Consider the following 15,836-nt stretch of genomic DNA (forward strand, 5'->3'; position numbering starts at 1 on the left):
GCGGGGGAATCAAGAGCAATCAGGATACCAGGGCAAGGCGGGGCGCCTCCGCCGCGCGCAGGGCGGCGTCGGCGACGCCGGGCAGCTTTTCGACCCGCGCCTGCAATTCGGCATCGAGCAGGAAGTCGCGGCCCAGTCGCAGGGCGACGGCGGTGCCGTCGTCCAGCGCGCCGTGGAGGATCAGCGCGCCACGCCCGCCGCGCAACGACGAGACCAGCGCCGCCAGCCCGGGCAGCGCCGCCGTGTCGTCGACCGTCACGTGCAGCTCCAGCCGGGCCGATCCGCTCAGCTGCTCGAACGGCTGGATGCGCTTGACGGTGACGCGCGGGCTGTCCTCACCGGGCTTGCGGTCAAGCTCGACATGCAACAGGCCGCAGCCGCCGTCCTTGGCCGCCGCCTCCAGCTCCGCCGCGATGCCGTCGTCGAAGCAACTGGCGATGAACTGGCCGGTCGCGTCGGACAGGGTGCACAGCAGATAGCGGCGGCCCCGCGCCGAGGTGCGCCAGCGCGCATCCTCGACCAGCGCCGCCATCACCGCGCCGGTGCGGCTCGCCTCCTCGCCGGCCGGCTGACCGCACAGCGCGCCGTAGCTGCGGGCGCTGTGCGCGTCCGCCAGGTGGCGATAGCGGTCGACCGGATGCGCGGAGAAATAGAAGCCGAACGCCTCCTTCTCCTGCGCCATCCGCTCGGCCAGCGTCCAGACCGCATCGGCAGGCAGGCGGATGCCGGCCGCCGGGCTGGCCGAACCGGCGCCGAATAGCCCGCCCTGCCCGCTGATCCGCGCGTCGGCGGCGCGGGCGGCCACCGCCAGGACCATCTCCGCCGCCGCATAAGCGCCGGCGCGGGCCGGGACCAGCGCGTCGAACGCGCCGCCGGCGATCAGGCTTTCGAGCTGGCGCTTGTTCAGCATCTTCGGGTCGACCCGGCCGGCAAAATCGTCGAGCGAGGCGAACGGCCCTGCCGCCGCCCGCTCCGCGACCAGTTGCTCCATCGCCTTTTCGCCGACGCCCTTCAGCGCGGCGAGCGCGTAGCGGACGGCCAGTCCGTCCCCCCGCTCCTCAACGGTGAACTCGGCCTCGCTGGCGTTGATGTCGGGCGGCAGGCAGGGCACACTCATCCGCCGCATATCGTCGACGAAGACGCCCAGCTTGTCGGTCAGCGCCATGTCGTAGCACATCGACGCGGCGAAGAAGGCATGCGGGTGATGCGCCTTCAGCCACGCCGTCTGGTAGGCGAGCAGGGCGTAGGCGGCGGCGTGGCTCTTGTTGAAACCGTAGCCGGCGAACTTGTCGATCAAATCGAACAGCTCGTTGGCCTTGTCGGCGTCGATCGCGTTGGCGGCGCAGCCGTCGACGAAGCGCTGGCGCTGGGCGTCCATCTCCGCCTTGATCTTCTTGCCCATCGCGCGGCGCAGCAGGTCCGCCTCGCCCAGGCTGTAGCCGGCGAGCACCTGCGCTGCCTGCATCACCTGTTCCTGATAGACGAAGATGCCGTAGGTCTCGGCCAGTATCCCCTCGAGCAGCGGGTGAGGATAGGCGATCGCCTCCCGTCCGTTCTTGCGGGCGCCGAACATCGGGATGTTGTCCATCGGCCCCGGCCGGTAAAGCGAGACCAGCGCGATGATGTCGCCGAAATTGGTCGGGCGGACGGCGGCGAGGGTCCGGCGCATCCCTTCCGATTCAAGCTGGAACACGCCGACGGTGTCGCCGCGCTGGAGCAGCTCGTAGACCTGCGCGTCGTCCCACGGCAGGCTGTCCAGATCGACGGCGACGCCGCGTTCCGCGAGGATGGTCACCGCCTTCTTCAGCACCGACAGGGTTTTCAGGCCGAGAAAGTCGAATTTCACCAGCCCGGCGCCCTCGACATATTTCATGTCGAACTGGGTGACCGGCATGTCGGATCGCGGGTCGCGATAGAGCGGCACCAGCTGCGACAGCGGCCGGTCGCCGATGACGACGCCGGCGGCGTGGGTGGAACTGTGGCGGGGCAGCCCCTCCAGCTTCTGCGCCAGGTCGAACAGTTGCTTCACCTGCGCGTCGGCTTTGTATTCGGCGGCCAGTTCAGACACCCCGTTCAGCGCGCGCTCCAGCGTCCACGGGTCGGTCGGGTGGTTGGGCACCAGCTTGGCCAGCCGGTCGACCTGGCCATAGCTCATCTGCAGGACGCGGCCGGTATCCTTCAGCACCGCCCGCGCCTTCAGCCGCCCGAAGGTGATGATCTGCGCGACATGCTCGCGGCCGTATTTCTCCTGGACGTAGCGGATCACCTCCTCGCGCCGGGTTTCGCAGAAATCGATGTCGAAGTCCGGCATCGACACGCGTTCGGGATTGAGGAAGCGTTCGAACAGCAGGCCGAGGCGGATCGGGTCGAGGTCGGTGATGGTCAGCGCCCAGGCGACGACCGATCCGGCGCCGGAGCCGCGCCCCGGCCCGACCGGAATGTCGTGCTGCTTCGCCCATTTGATGAAATCGGCGACGATCAGGAAATAACCGGGAAAGCCCATCTGGGTGATGATGTCGATCTCGAATTCCAGCCGGTCGCGATAGGCCTGCCGGTCGATATCGCCGGGCAGCCGGGCCAGCCGCACCTCCAGCCCGTGGCGGGCGTCCTCGGCCAGCCGCGTCGCCTCGCCCTCGCGGTCGCCGGCAAGGCTGGGCAGGATCGGCTTGCGCTTCGGGGCGGCGACGGCGCAGCGCTGCGCCACCACCAGCGTGTTGGCGATCGCTTCCGGCAGGTCCTCGAACAGTGCCTTCATCGCCCTGGCCGGCTTCATCCACGCATCCGGCGAGCTGTGCTTGCGGTCCTCGCTCTCGACGTAGCTGGACGAGGCGATGCACAACATCGCGTCGTGGGCGGCGTGGAACTGCTCGTCGGCGAAGCAGCACGGGTTGGTCGCGACCAGCGGCAGCTTGCGGCCATAGGCCAGGTTCAGCAGATGCGGCTCCGCCTTGCCCTCGACCTCGTCGAGGCGGCGGACGATCTCGATATACAGCCGCTCCGGGAACAGCGCCTCCAGCCGATCGGCATAATCCTCGGCGTCGCGCATCTGCTCTTCGGCGTAGAGGCGGGCGAGCGCCCCCTCGCCGCCGGCGGTCAACGCGATCAGCCCGGCGGTCCGCCCCTCCAGCGCGGCGAAATCGACATGGGCCTGCTCTTCGATCGGCCGGTCGAGATGCGCCATCGACACCAGCGTGCACAGATTGTCGTAACCAGTCTCGTCCTGCGCGTAGAGCGCCAGCCAGTCGAACAGGCGCGGCGCGCCGGCCGGCTGGTCAGGCCGGGCGACGCACAGCATCGTGCCGATCACCGGCTGGACACCCGCCTTCTTCGCCGCGTCGGAAAAGGCCATGGCGCCATACAGGCCGTTGCGGTCGGTGATCGCCGCCGCCGGAAAACCCAGTTCGCGCGCGCGGGCGGCGATCGCCTTCGGATCGATCGCCCCGTCGAGCATGGTGTAGGCGGAAAAGATCCGCAGCGGAACGAAGGCGGCATGAGGCATCGGCCGACTATGGGCGTTCGTTTCGATTCGGGGAAGGCGGCGGGGCGCCGCTTGCGGATGCGGGCGATGCGGAATGATTGATTAACCATGCCAGTCTATGCTCGCCGCCGCCTTGGCAACGGGGAGGAACGGCGATGGATTATCAGGGAACGACCTTCTCCGGCGGCCTGGTTCGGCTGGACGGCAATCGCTTCATCGACTGCGTCTTCGACGGCGCGGTGCTGTGCTACGATGGCGGGCCGATCCACATCGTCGGCTGCAACTTCAAGCGCATCGCCGGCTGGCGCTTCGGCGGCGCGCTCGGCACCGGGCTGGACATGCTCGGCCGGCTCTACCGCACCGATCACGAGCAGGGCCTGCGCATCGTCGGCCAGGCGATGTTCCGCCCCGCCGCCCCCGCCGACAAGGCGGCCTGAGGGAGCGCGGACCGGTGCCGCCTGCGCCCGGCGCCTAGATCTCGACCTGGCTGCCCAGCTCGACGACGCGGTTGGTCGGCAGGCGGAAGAATTCCATCGCGCTTTCAGCGTTGCGCAGCATCCAGGCAAACAGCTTCTCGCGCCAGATCGCCATGCCGGGGCGCGACGATGGCAGCAGGGTCTGCCGGGCGAGGAAGAAGCTGGTGTCCATCATCCTGATCGCCGGGCCGCAGCCGGTGAGCTGCTTCAGCGCCGCCGGCACGTCCGGCTCCTGCATGAAGCCGTAGACGACGACGAGGCGGTGGAAGCCGCGGCCAAGGTCCTCCAGCCGGCAGCGCGCCTGCTGCTCGACATAAGGCGAATCCGCGATCTTGACCGTCAGCAGGATCACCCGTTCGTGCAGCACCTTGTTGTGCTTCAGGTTGTGGAGCAGCGCGTGCGGCACGCCGTCCGGCGTCGAGGTCATGAACACCGCCGTGCCCGGCACCCGGGTGGCGGAGCTGGCGGCGGATTCGATGAAGATCATGATCGGCATCGCCGCTTCGCGCATCCGCTCGATCATCAGCTTGCGGCCCTTGGCCCAGGTGGTGAGCAGGGTGAAGGCGATCAGCCCGATCAGCAGCGGGAACCAGCCGCCGTCCGGCACTTTGGTCAGGTTGGCGGCGAAATAGGCGCCGTCGACCAGCGCGAACACCGCGACCAGCGGCACGGCGTAGAGCGGGTTCCACCGCCACAGCGTGAACAGCACCACCGCCAGCAGGCAGGTGTCGATGAACATCGCGCCGGTGACGGCGATGCCGTAGGCCGATGTCAGGTTGGACGAGGTCTGGAAGAACAGCACCAGCAGGATGACCATCGTCATCAGCATCCAATTGATCATCGGGATATAGATCTGCCCGACCGTCGACGCGCTGGTGTGGAGGATCTTCAGGCGCGGCATGAAGCCGAGCTGGATCGCCTGATGGGTGACGGAGAACGCGCCGGATATCACCGCCTGGCTGGCGATGATCGCGGCGAGGGTGGCGATGACGACCAGCGGCAGCTGGAACCATTGCGGCGCCAGCAGGTAGAACGGGCTGACCAGCGCCGCCTGCCCCTCGACGAACAGCAGCGCTCCCTGCCCCATATAGTTGAGCATCAGCGCCGGCAGCACGAAGGCCAGCCACGACACGCGGATCGGCCCGCGGCCGAAATGGCCCATGTCGGCGTAAAGCGCCTCCGCCCCGGTCACCGCCAGCACCACCGAGCCGAGCGCGAGAAAGGCGGCATGGCTGTTGGCCAGGAAGAAATGCACCGCCCAATAGGGGTTGAGCGCGCTCAGCACCGCCGGATGGCGAAAGATGCTGATCGCGCCAAGTGTCGCGATCACCAGGAAATAGGTGAGCATGACCGGCCCGAACAGCGCGCCAACCCGCGCGGTTCCGCTGCTCTGGATCGAAAACAGGAAGACCAGGATCATCACCGCGATCGGCACGACCAGTCCGCTGAACGCCGGCGTCGCGATCGACAGTCCCTCGACCGCCGACAATACCGACACCGCCGGGGTGATCATGCTGTCGCCGTAGAACAGCGCCGTCGCGAACACGCCGAGCAGGACGATGCCGCCAGTCCATTTCTTGGTGCCCATGCTGGCGTTGATCAGCGCCAGCAGCGCCAGGCTGCCGCCCTCGCCCTTGTTGTCGGCGCGCATGATGATCGCGACGTATTTGATCGTGACGACCAGGATCATCGACCAGAACATCAGGCTGATGACGCCCAGAATATGTGCCGGGTCGAGCGTCAGCTTGTGGTGGCCGGCGAACGTCTCGCGAAAAGCGTAGAGCGGACTGGTGCCGATGTCGCCGAAGACGACGCCGACCGCGCCGACCGCCAGCTTCCACCGGCCCTGTTCGGGCTCGTGGCCGCGCGCGCCGGCACCGGGGCCGGCGTCCGCCGCCGCATCGACGGGGATGTTCACCCGCGTCGTCCTTCGCTGTTCAGACGCATGACTGGCATAACGGATACAAAGCCCCGAAGCCCCCCTTGGCCGGCGCGGCGCCCTAGCACCGCCTTCGCGGCACTGCAACAGCGGCGATGATCGCCGTCAGCGCGCCTTCAGCAGCATGTCGACGGCGCGCAGGCGCAAAGCGATGTCCTCCCGCCAGGGCGCGTCGGCTGGCGCCCGCGCCAACATCGCCGCCCAGGTCGCGCGCGCTTCCTCCAACCGCCCGGACTGGGCGAGCGACAGGCCGAGAAAGAATGGCGCCGCCGGCGAGTCGGGAGCGATCGCCATCGCCCGGTGATAGGCGTAGACCGAGGCGGGCGATGCCTGCCCGCCGGCATGAACGACCAGCGCGTTGCCAAGGCCGGTCCACAGGTCCGGGCTGTTCGGATAGTCGCGCAGGCCGCGCTTCACATAGCCGACGCCGGCCTCGGTCAGCCCGGCGCGCATCATCCCTTCCGACGCGATCAGCCAGGCGACGTCGCTGCCGAAGCGGCTGCCGAGTTCCTGCCGCTTGGCCAGCGTCGCCTCGTCGACTTTCGGCTGGGCGGCGCGCGGCTTGGCCGGCTTGCCCGGCAGGCCAGGGCTGCCCTGCAGCGCATAGCCGCCGAGGCCGAGCAGCAGCGCCGCCAGCACCGGCTCGCGCGCGACGCGCGGCATATGGCCGAACCGCCACAGCGCCAGGCCGACGGCCAGCGTCAGCGCAAGGGCGATCAGCCAGCCGGTCACCGCCGCCTCCGGAACCGCCGCCGGGCGATAAGCACGCCTGCTGCGACGAGCAGCAGCGGCGCCGCCCACAGCGGCCAGTTGACCGGCTTCGTCGACGGCGCATAGCTGACCCAGTCGCCATAGCGCTCGATCAGCCAGCGGCGGATCGCCTCCGGTTCCTCCCCGGCGGCGATGCGGCGGCGGATCAGCGCGCGCATGTCGCCGGCCATGTCGGCGTCGCTGTCGGCAATCGACTGGCCCTGGCAGACGAGGCAGCGGATCGTGTGCATCAGCGCCGTCGCCTTCGCTTCCTGCGCCGGGTCGGCGAGCTGGGTATCGGCATAGGCGGCGGCGGCCATCCGCGAATCGGCCAGCGCCGGCGCCGCCGGGACCAGCAGCAGGGCAAGGACCAACGCCCTCATCGCGCACCGTCCAGCGCGGCGAGGATCGCCGGCACATCCTCTTCGCGGATCGGGCCGACATGCTGGTGGCGGATGATGCCGCGCCCGTCGATGACGAAGCTTTCCGGCACGCCGGACGACCCGAACGCCATTTGCACGCGCGAATCATGGTCGGCGCCGATCCGCGCGAACGGGTCGCCCCAGCGGGCGAGGAAGGCGGCCAGGTCGTCCGGCCGGTCGCGGATCGCGATCGCGTCAATGGTCACGCCCTTGTCCTTCAACGCCATCAGCACCGGCGCCTCGGCCGCGCAGGGCAGGCACCAGCTGGCGAAGACGTTGAGCAGCCGCGGCTTGCCGTCGGCAAGCGCGGCGCTGTCCAGCCCCGGCTTGCCGGGCAGCGCCGCCGGCAGGGCGAAACCGGGCACCGGCTGGCCGATCATCTTCGACGGGATGACATGGTCGGCCGGGCGCACCAGTCCGAAGACGATGAAGCCGACGAGCAGCGCGAACAGCGCCAGCGGCGCCCAGAGCAGCCCCTTCCTCACAGATAGGCCCGCCGGTCATGGGCGGTGCGCTCGCGCCGCAGCCGGCCGAGCAGCGACAGCGCGCCGCCAAGCGCGATCAGCCCGCCGCCGCCCCAGATCAGCGTCACGAACGGCTTCCACCACAACCGAAGCTGCCAGCGGCCGTCATCGTCGCCTTTGCCGAGCACGACATAGAGCTGGCCGTCGAGCCGGGTGGCGATCGCCGATTCGTTGGTTTCGGTCGGCGGGTTGGGGAAGAAGCGCGCCTGCGGTTTCAGCGTCACCGGCGCGCCATTGTCCCGCCTGGCGACCATCGTCGCTTCCAGCGCGGTCCAGTTCGGCCCGGCGATCGGGTCGACGCCGACGAAGCGGACGCTGTACGGGCCGACCGCCACCGTGTCGCCGGGCCGGGCCGCCACCAGCTTCTCCTTGGTGAAGGCGCTCTCGCTCGCCATGCCGAACAGGCTGACCGCGATGCCGAGATGGGCGATGACCATGCCCCAGGTGAACAACGGTGTGCGGCGCAGGTTGCGCTTCCAAAGCGGGGCGAGGCTGGCGGCCCCGACGCCGGTCGCCAGCGCCAGGCCAAGCAGCGGCAGGACGCCGATCGGGCTGACGAGCAGCACCGCGCCCAGCGTCGCTACGCTCAGCAGCGCCGGCAGCGCGATCCGCCGCGCCAGCGCACCCAGTTCGTCCCGCCGCCAGCGCAGCAGCGGCCCCGCCGCCATCAGCGCGACAAGGATCAGCGCCAGCGGCCCGGCGGCGGCGTTGAAATAGGGCGGACCGACCGACAGCTTCTCGCCGTTCACCGCCTCCACGCCCAGCGGATAGAGCGTGCCGACCAGCACGACGCCAAGGATCGCGCTAAGCAGCAGGTTGTTGCCGACCAGCGCGCCTTCGCGGCTGACCGGATCGAACGGCGTGCCCTCGCGGATCGTCGGCGCGCGCAGCGCGAACAGCGCCAGCGCGCCCCCGATATAGAGGATCAGCAGCGCCAGGATGAAGCTGCCCCGGCGCGGGTCGACGGCAAAGGCGTGGACGCTGGTCAATATGCCGGACCGGACGAGGAAGGTGCCGATCATCGACATCGAGAAGGCGACGACCGCCAGCATCACCGTCCACGTCCGCAGGCCCTGCCGCGTCGCCAGCACCGTCACCGAATGGAGCAGCGCCGTCGCCGCCAGCCACGGCATCAGCGACGCATTCTCCACCGGGTCCCAGAACCACCAGCCGCCCCAGCCCAGTTCGTAATACGCCCAGTAGCTGCCGGCGGTGATGCCGATGGTCAGCATGATCCACGCCGCCAGCACCCACGGCCGCATCGCCCGGGCGAAATCGCCGCCGACGTCGCGGGTGACGAGCGCGCCGACCGCGAAGGAAAAAGCGACCGACAGCCCGACATAGCCGAGGTAGAGCGTCGGCGGGTGGAAGGCGAGGCCGGGGTCCTGGAGCAGCGGGTTCAGCCCCATGCCGTCCGCCGGCGCCGGATTGAGCCGTGCGAACGGGTTGGAGGCGAACAGCAGGAAGGCGTAGAAACCCAGCGCGATCGCCGCCTGCGCCGCCAGTGTCGCGATCAGCGTCGGCTCGCGCAGCCGCCGCTCGACGACGCCGACCAACGCCCCGGCGACGGCGAGGATCGTCACCCACATCAGCATCGACCCTTCGTGGTTGCCCCACGCGCCGGCCCATTTGTAGAGCATCGGCTTCATCGAATGGCTGTTCTCGACGACCAGCTTGACCGACATGTCGGATCGCACGAACAGCGCGATCAGGCAGGCGAAGGCAAACAGCGCCAGCAGCCCCTGCACGATCGCCAGCGGCCGGATCGCCGCGCCCAGGGCGGCGGCGCCAGACGTTTGCCCATCGCCATCCGCCCCGAACGCAGCCGAAGGTCCCGCACCGGCTCCCCCCCCTCCGTCGATCCCGAGCGCAGTCAAGGGACCGGCTTGACTGCCCTCATCCCCGCCCATCCCGAGCGCAGTCGAGGGGCCCGCGTGGCCTCCTCCCCTTCCGTTCCTCCCGAGCGTAGTCGAGGGACCTCCGATGGCTGGCCCGGCGCGCGCCTCGACTGCGCTCGGGAGGAACGGGGTAGAGAATGGCTGGCGGGAGGCTTTGCCCGCCCCATCACCCGCGCCGGGGGCAACCCCCGCCTTCCGCAGCGCCGACAGGCCCAGCACAAGCTGCAGCGCCGCCAGCGCCGCCGCCAGCCACAGCGCCGCAAGACCCGCCTCGGCGATCATCGCGCCAGCGTCTCTGTCTTGTGCTCCGCGCCGGCCAGTTGCGGCGGCATGTAGCGCTCGTCATGCTTGGCGAGGATGGTGTCGGCGACGAACACGCCGTCGGTGCCGAACCGGCCGTCGGCGACGACGCCGCTGTTTTCCTTGAACAGGTCCGGCACGATGCCCTTGTAGCGCACCAGCACGGTGGCGCCGCCGTCGGTGACGGTGAAGCGGATGGTGACGCCGTCCGCCTCATGGACGATCGACTTGTCGGCGACCATGCCGCCCAGCCGCATCGCCTGCCCCGGCGGCACCCCGCCCAGCCGGGCGATATCTGCGGGCGAATAGAAATAGGCAGCCTGGTCGCGCAGCGCCGACATCGCCAGCAGCGCGGCGCCGATCATCGCCGCCACCACCAGCAGCACCAGCACCAGCCGCTGATGCTTCGCCTTCATCGCTCGCGCCGCAGGCCGGCGGCGGCCTTCTCGGCGGCGCGCATCGCCAGCCACGCCCATATGAACGCGGCGGCGGTGCCGCCGATCGTCACCGCATAGGCAGCGATCACGAACGGCCAGGGGTTCATGCCGCCGCCATCCGCCGCAGCCGCGCCTCGACCTTGGCGCGGGCGAGCAGCGCGCGCATCCGCATCAGCACGATCGCCGCGAAGATCAGGGTGAAGCCAAGCGCGGAAAAGACCAGCGGATAAAGGATCGCCGCATCGATCTTCGACCCGCCAAGCGTGATGCTCGCCGGCTGGTGCAGGCTGTTCCACCAGACGACGGACCGGTTGATGATCGGGATGTTGACCGCGCCGACCAGCCCGAAGATCGCCGTCGCGCGGCTCACGCCGCTGCGCTCGTCGCCGGCGTTGGCCAGCGCGATATACCCGAAATAAAGGAACAACAGCACCAGCATCGACGTCATCCGCCCGTCCCACTGCCACCATGTGCCCCATGCCGGGCGGCCCCACAGCGATCCGGTCAGCAGGCAGAGCGCGGTGAACAGCGCGCCCGGCACCGCCACCGCCCGCGCCGCGACCCCGGCAAGCGGATGGCGCCAGACGATCTGGGCAAGGCTGGCGACGGCGATGCCGGTCCAGCCGCCCATGCCCAGCCAGGCGGCGGGCACGTGGACGTAGAGAATGCGCACCGTCTCGCCCTGCAGATAGTCGGGCGGCGACAGGAACAGCCCGGCATACAGGCCGTATCCGGCGAGCAGCACCCCGGCGGCGGCCAGCCACGGCGTCACCGGCCGGGCGATCGCAAGGAAGCGGGTCGGGTTGGCGAAGCCGTGCATCGCCGCCGCCTTAGCGGCTTGGGCCGGCGGTTGGAACCGCCTTCACGCTCAGCCCCTGCCGATCAGCCGGCGGGCGATGCGGTCGGCGACGGCGGCGGCCGGATCGCCGCTCTCCGCGCTTTCTGCCCACACCTGCTCCAGCCGCTCGGGAATCCGGGCGATCAGCGCGTCGACCTCGGCCGGGGACGCCTGACCGGCATATTCCAGCGCGACGTTGATGATGCCGCCGGCGTTGATCACATAGTCGGGCGCGAACAATATGCCGCGCGCGTCGATGCGGGCGCCGTCGGCGTCGGTCGCCAACTGGTTGTTGGCCGATCCGGCAACGACCGCGACGCGCAGTGCGGCGATCGATTCGGTGTTCAGCACCGCACCCAGCGCGCACGGGCTGAGGATGTCGGCCTCGACCGTCAGGATCGCGTCCTTGTCGACCGCGGTCGCGCCAAGCTCCCCGGCCAGTGCCTTCGCCTTGGCGCCGTCGAAATCGGCCAGGGTCAGCCGCGCGCCGTCCGCCGCCAGCAGCCGGGCGAGCGCGCCGCCGACGCTGCCGACGCCCTGGATCGCGACGTGGACTCCGGCCATGTCGGCCCGGCCCAGCGCCCGCTTCGCCGCCGCGCGGATGCCGAGGTGGACGCCGCGCGCGGTGTACGGCCCCGGATCGCCGCCGACCGCGCCCGCCGCCGCCGGCAGGCCGGAGACGAACTTGGTCTGCTCGGCGATCGTGACGACGTCGCGGGTCGAGATGCCGACATCTTCCGCCGCGACATAGCGGCCGGCGAACGAATCGACCGCCCGGCCGAAGGCGGCGAGCATCGCTGGCGTCTTGGTGCCCGTGGCATCGGCAAGGATCACCGACTTGCCGCCGCCGAACGGCAGCCCGGCCATCGCGTTCTTGTAGCTCATGCCCCGCGACAGGCGCAGCGCGTCAACGATCGCCGCGCGCGGCTCCGCGTAGTGCCAGAAGCGGATGCCGCCGGCCGCCGGGCCGAGCGCGGTCGAGTGAATCGCGATGACCGCGTTCAGGCCGCTCGCCTGATCGTGATAAAGATGAATGCCTTCGTGATCGTCGAAATCGGGATAATCCCAGGCCACGCCGAAGCCCCTGTGCGGTGGGAAGAAAATGGGGCGACTGACGGGACTTGAACCCGCAACTTCCGGCATCACAAGCCGGCGCTCTAACCAATTGAACTACAGTCGCCGCAAAACGGCCCGGCGGGCCGCGGCGGCACATAAGGGCGCCACCCCCCAAGCGTCAAGCAAAGCCGCTTGACCCGGCCGCCGATCCTTCGCAACGCAGGCCCATGCAGCGTACCGATACCGACATCGCCGCGACCATCGCCGGCCAGCCCGGTGTACAGCGCGTGCCGTCGCCGAAACTGACCCTGTTCATCGCCCGCGCCTTCCTGACGCCGGCGGAATGCGCCGAAATCGTCACCCGGATCGACGCCACGCGGCGGCCGTCGACGGTTGCCGACTATAACGGCGACAACGCCTTCCGGACCAGCGAGACCTGCGATCTCGACGGCGCCGATCCAATTGTCGCCGCTGTCGAGGCGCGGATCGCGGCCTTCACCGGCCTCGACCCGGCACATGGCGAGCCGCTGCAGGGCCAGCGCTACGCCGTCGGCCAGGAATTCAAGGCGCACACCGATTATTTCGAGCCGGACGGCCCGGATTTCGCCCGCTTCTGCAGCGTCGCCGGCAACCGTAGCTGGACGGTGATGATCTATCTGAACGAACCGGAAGCGGGTGGTGCCACCCGGTTCAAGGCGATCGACAAGATCGTCCAGCCGGAAACCGGCAAGCTGCTCGCCTGGAACAATCGGCGGCTGGACCTGTCGCCGAACCCGTCGACCATCCACCACGGCATGAAGGTCCGCGCCGGGACCAAATACGTCATCACCAAATGGTTCCGCGAACGGCCCTGGGGCTGGTAGCGGGCCGTTCGCGGGCGCGGCGCGCAAGCGCGGCCTGCGCCCGGGCCGCCCGCTGGGCCGGGCAGCCCCGAAGCCGGAATTACAGCTTCACGCCGATCCCGAACGAGAAGGACACGCCCGGGATGTAGCGGTTATAGTAGATCCGGTTGCCGCCGGCCTGCTGGAACTCGCTGTACTTCTGGTTGGTGATGTTGCGCGCCTCGAACTTCATGTCGGCGTTGATGCCGAACAGCGACACCGCCTGGCGGGCGACGAAGTCAAGCCGCAGGCCCGGCCGCTCACGCACGTCGGGCTGGCCGGACGGGCCGCGCGTCGTCACCCGGTCGCTGGCATAGCTGAGCAGCAGCGTCTGCTGCGACAGCCGGTCGGTGTCCTCCAGGCCGATCTGCAGGTTGACCAGATGGTCGGACTGGCCGGTCATCGGCGCGCCGTCATGGAAGAAGTTCAGCGCCGGCTGGACAACGCCGTTGATGACCGTCACGTCGCCTGCGCCAACCTTCAGCTTCGACTGGGTGTAGGTGTAGTTGCCGATCAGAACGAGCCGCCGGCTGGCGAAGAAATCGCCGTCCGACCAGCGCGACAGGTCGATATATTTCTGCGCCTCGACCTCGACGCCGTACAGGTCGGCCTTGGGCGCGTTGGCGAAGCTGGTCGTGATGTCGGAACTGAAGATCGACGAATAGGCTTCGATCGGGTTGTCCAGCTTCTTGTAGAAGCCGGCGAACGTCACCCGCTGCTCCGGCGCGAAGAACCATTCGTAGCGCGCCTCGGCGTTCCACAGCGTGCTGTCGACCAGCGACGGGTTGCCCTGGAAGGTGCGGTTCGAATCGGTGTCGATATAGACCTGGCGGATCAGCTCGCGGAACTGCGGCCGCGCCAGCGTGCGCGATCCGTTGAAGCGCAGCTGCATCTGCGGCGCGACGTCGATCGTCGCGGTCAGCGCCGGCAGCCAGTAATCCTTCTGCAGCCGGGTGTTGAACGCGGTGCCGAGGCCGGTGCCGAACAGGTCGACCGCCTCCACCGTCTGCAGCCCCCGCTCGTAGCGGACGCCGGCGGTGATGTTCACGGCCGGCAGCACCTGCGCGATGACCTGGCCGTAGCCGGCGTGGACCTCGAGCCCGGCGTCGAACGCGGCGGTGCCGTCGCTCGCCGTCGTCTCCAGCATCGTGACGCCGTAGGTCTGGATCGTGTAGTCGGACAGCAGGAAGTCGGGCCGCAATTGCTGCACGCTGACCGGCAGACCCGACGCGCGGAACTGGAACTCGCGGCGGACGGAGTTGCGGGTGGTGTCCGAATAAGCGTAGCCGACGCCGACCTTCAGCGCGGGGCTGATCCGGTAGCCAAGGTCGAGACCGCCCGAATACAGGTCCTCGTTCAGGTCGCTGAACGCGATCCGCGCGTCGCCCTTGTTGCCGCCAAGGTCGTTGACGAACTTGGCGCCGGTCGGGTCAGCCGTCTGGTTGGTGCGGACATAGGTGAAGCTGCGCTCGTACGGCGCCTCGCGCTGCGAATTGGCGTAGCCGCCGCGCACGTCGAGGTTGACGTCGCCCAGATTGAACGCGCCGACGACCTGGGTGTTGATCAACTGGCGCTCGTACCAGGCGGTGCCCTGCTTCAGGATGTCGCGACCCTGCTGGTTGGCGTCGGTCCCGGCGGACAAGTCCGCCTGCTTCAGCGTGTCGCGGATGTACAGATTGGTCCAGCGGACGCGGTTGTCGCCGAAGTCGAGGCCAAAGCCGAGCAGCCCGTTGACCACGACGCGGTTGTCGGTGATCACGTGGTCGTAGCTGGTCTGGATGCCGGACAGGTCGGCATCGAGCGACAACTGCTGCAGCGTCTGGTGGGTTTCCCATTTGTTGCTGATCCCGGCCGAGGCGATCACGCCCAGCGTCGCGCCGCCCAGGTCGAACGACCCGCCGGCGCTGAGATCGGCGGAGAAATTGGCCGGGATGTTGTTGTTCTTCTGGAGCAGGCTGGTGCTGGCGTTGGCCAGGCTCGAGGCGATCAGGCCCAGGTCGGCCTTGGTGAAGTCGGCGCCTTCCAGGATCGGCTTGCCGCTGTTCAGCGCCGCCGCCAGCGGCCCCGGAATGTCGCGCGCGCCGTTGTCGAAGCCGGTCCAGTCGGTCGGGCTGCCGAAATAGGTGTAGCCCAGCTTGCCGGTGGTCTCGCTGTTGCCGCTGATCGATCCGCTGATCTTGAAGAACGTCTCGTCCGGCGTCGCGATCGTCGTCAGGTTGATGACGCCACCGCCGAATTCGCCGGGGAAGTTCGCCGAATAGCTTTTCTGCACCAGTGACGAGGCGATCACCTCGGTCGGGAAGATGTCGAGCGGAACGACGCGCTTCAGCGGTTCCGGGCTGGGCAGCGGCGATCCGTTGAGCAGCGCCAGCGAGTAGCGGTCGCCAAGGCCGCGGACATAGACGAAGCCGGAACCGACGACGCTGAGCCCGGTCACGCGCTGCAGCGCGCCGGCGATGTCGCCTTCGCCGGTGCGGGCGATGTCGACGTTGGAGAGCACGGAGATGACCTGCGGCGATGCCTGCAGCACGTCGACGTTGGCGCGGCCGGTGACGACGATGTCGTTGTCGGCGCCGCCGGGCACGGAGATGTCGACCGATCCGGGCGGGCCGGCGGCGGGATCCGCGGGGGCGGCGGGCGCTGCCGGTTCGGGGGCCGCCGTCGCCAGGGCCAGCGTGGTCGGCTGCCCGGCCTGAGCGACGGCTGGCGGTGCTACCAACGCCGTCGAAGCGAAGAACAAGCACGCCAGGGAAAGCGGCTTTGACATGGATGGTCCCCCAGGGATCAAGGAATATGGGTGCGGCGGCGGCCCCGCTGGCCGCCGCCGCGCAGTCGCA

General features: G+C 69.2%; 13 protein-coding genes and 1 tRNA gene. 2 read left to right on the forward strand and 12 right to left on the reverse strand.

Annotated elements, in window-relative coordinates; all coding sequences use genetic code 11:
• Positions 1 to 19 precede the first annotated feature (19 nt).
• A complete protein-coding gene (dnaE, locus tag E4A53_RS06365) occupies positions 20 to 3,499 on the reverse strand; it encodes a DNA polymerase III subunit alpha (RefSeq protein WP_136162253.1) in 3,480 nt (1,159 codons plus the stop codon).
• A gap of 134 nt (positions 3,500 to 3,633) precedes the next feature.
• Between dnaE and E4A53_RS06370 the strand changes: the two genes are divergently transcribed.
• Positions 3,634 to 3,915: a hypothetical protein gene (locus E4A53_RS06370; RefSeq protein WP_136162254.1), complete on the forward strand. Its 282-nt coding sequence runs from the start codon at positions 3,634 to 3,636 to the stop codon at positions 3,913 to 3,915.
• 34 nt (positions 3,916 to 3,949) lie between these two features.
• Here E4A53_RS06370 and E4A53_RS06375 read toward each other — a convergent pair whose 3' ends face one another.
• The 10 genes from E4A53_RS06375 to E4A53_RS06420 all read right to left on the reverse strand — a co-directional run bounded on the left by E4A53_RS06375 (position 3,950) and on the right by E4A53_RS06420 (position 12,242).
• On the reverse strand, positions 3,950 to 5,872 hold the full coding sequence (locus E4A53_RS06375; protein WP_136162255.1) for a potassium transporter Kup: 1,923 nt from the start codon (positions 5,870 to 5,872) through the stop codon (positions 3,950 to 3,952).
• Between the two features lie 126 nt (positions 5,873 to 5,998).
• A complete protein-coding gene (locus tag E4A53_RS06380) occupies positions 5,999 to 6,625 on the reverse strand; it encodes a tetratricopeptide repeat protein (RefSeq protein WP_136162256.1) in 627 nt (208 codons plus the stop codon).
• Positions 6,622 to 7,026 carry a cytochrome c-type biogenesis protein gene (locus E4A53_RS06385; protein WP_136162257.1) on the reverse strand — a complete coding sequence of 135 codons (405 nt, stop codon included), beginning with the start codon at positions 7,024 to 7,026 and terminating at the stop codon, positions 6,622 to 6,624. Before E4A53_RS06385 ends, E4A53_RS06380 begins: the two co-directional genes overlap by 4 nt.
• Entirely contained in the window at positions 7,023 to 7,550 is a 528-nt protein-coding gene (locus tag E4A53_RS06390) for a DsbE family thiol:disulfide interchange protein (RefSeq protein ID WP_136162258.1), read from the reverse strand. Before E4A53_RS06390 ends, E4A53_RS06385 begins: the two co-directional genes overlap by 4 nt.
• The gene (locus tag E4A53_RS06395; protein ID WP_420822610.1) at positions 7,547 to 9,769 is read right to left on the reverse strand and encodes a heme lyase CcmF/NrfE family subunit; all 2,223 of its coding nucleotides are present in this window, start codon (positions 9,767 to 9,769) and stop codon (positions 7,547 to 7,549) included. The genes E4A53_RS06390 and E4A53_RS06395 overlap by 4 nt, the downstream gene beginning before the upstream one ends.
• Positions 9,766 to 10,203: a cytochrome c maturation protein CcmE gene (ccmE, locus tag E4A53_RS06400; RefSeq protein WP_136162260.1), complete on the reverse strand. Its 438-nt coding sequence runs from the start codon at positions 10,201 to 10,203 to the stop codon at positions 9,766 to 9,768. The genes E4A53_RS06395 and ccmE overlap by 4 nt, the downstream gene beginning before the upstream one ends.
• On the reverse strand, positions 10,200 to 10,331 hold the full coding sequence (locus tag E4A53_RS15005) for a hypothetical protein (RefSeq protein ID WP_275401797.1): 132 nt from the start codon (positions 10,329 to 10,331) through the stop codon (positions 10,200 to 10,202). The genes ccmE and E4A53_RS15005 overlap by 4 nt, the downstream gene beginning before the upstream one ends.
• Positions 10,328 to 11,044 carry a heme ABC transporter permease CcmC gene (gene ccmC, locus E4A53_RS06405; protein ID WP_136162261.1) on the reverse strand — a complete coding sequence of 239 codons (717 nt, stop codon included), beginning with the start codon at positions 11,042 to 11,044 and terminating at the stop codon, positions 10,328 to 10,330. Before ccmC ends, E4A53_RS15005 begins: the two co-directional genes overlap by 4 nt.
• Positions 11,045 to 11,092: 48 nt before the next feature.
• Positions 11,093 to 12,136: a Glu/Leu/Phe/Val family dehydrogenase gene (locus E4A53_RS14610; RefSeq protein WP_168694323.1), complete on the reverse strand. Its 1,044-nt coding sequence runs from the start codon at positions 12,134 to 12,136 to the stop codon at positions 11,093 to 11,095.
• Between the two features lie 29 nt (positions 12,137 to 12,165).
• Positions 12,166 to 12,242 (reverse strand) — tRNA-His (locus E4A53_RS06420).
• Between the two features lie 103 nt (positions 12,243 to 12,345).
• Here E4A53_RS06420 and E4A53_RS06425 point away from each other — a divergent pair.
• Entirely contained in the window at positions 12,346 to 12,981 is a 636-nt protein-coding gene (locus E4A53_RS06425; protein WP_136162262.1) for a prolyl hydroxylase family protein, read from the forward strand.
• Positions 12,982 to 13,060: 79 nt separating this feature from the next.
• Here the strand turns inward: E4A53_RS06425 and E4A53_RS06430 are convergent, their stop codons facing one another.
• Entirely contained in the window at positions 13,061 to 15,766 is a 2,706-nt protein-coding gene (locus tag E4A53_RS06430; RefSeq protein WP_136162263.1) for a TonB-dependent receptor plug domain-containing protein, read from the reverse strand.
• Positions 15,767 to 15,836 lie beyond the last annotated feature (70 nt).

Origin of the sequence: Sphingomonas flavalba (assembly GCF_004796535.1) — a bacterium.
Classification (GTDB): Bacteria; Pseudomonadota; Alphaproteobacteria; order Sphingomonadales; family Sphingomonadaceae; genus Sphingomonas_L; species Sphingomonas_L flavalba.

Excerpts from the sequence above, each read along its gene's own strand:
- E4A53_RS06370 (WP_136162254.1), top strand. The coding sequence starts at position 3,634 with ATGGATTATCAGGGAACGACCTTCTCCGGCGGCCTGGTTCGGCTGGAC.
- E4A53_RS06395 (WP_420822610.1), bottom strand. The coding sequence starts at position 9,769 with ATGATCGCCGAGGCGGGTCTTGCGGCGCTGTGGCTGGCGGCGGCGCTG.
- E4A53_RS06425 (WP_136162262.1), top strand. The coding sequence starts at position 12,346 with ATGCAGCGTACCGATACCGACATCGCCGCGACCATCGCCGGCCAGCCC.
- E4A53_RS06430 (WP_136162263.1), bottom strand. The coding sequence starts at position 15,766 with ATGTCAAAGCCGCTTTCCCTGGCGTGCTTGTTCTTCGCTTCGACGGCG.
- ccmE (WP_136162260.1), bottom strand. The coding sequence starts at position 10,203 with ATGAAGGCGAAGCATCAGCGGCTGGTGCTGGTGCTGCTGGTGGTGGCG.
- ccmC (WP_136162261.1), bottom strand. The coding sequence starts at position 11,044 with ATGCACGGCTTCGCCAACCCGACCCGCTTCCTTGCGATCGCCCGGCCG.
- dnaE (WP_136162253.1), bottom strand. The coding sequence starts at position 3,499 with ATGCCTCATGCCGCCTTCGTTCCGCTGCGGATCTTTTCCGCCTACACC.
- E4A53_RS06385 (WP_136162257.1), bottom strand. The coding sequence starts at position 7,026 with ATGAGGGCGTTGGTCCTTGCCCTGCTGCTGGTCCCGGCGGCGCCGGCG.
- E4A53_RS15005 (WP_275401797.1), bottom strand. The coding sequence starts at position 10,331 with ATGAACCCCTGGCCGTTCGTGATCGCTGCCTATGCGGTGACGATCGGC.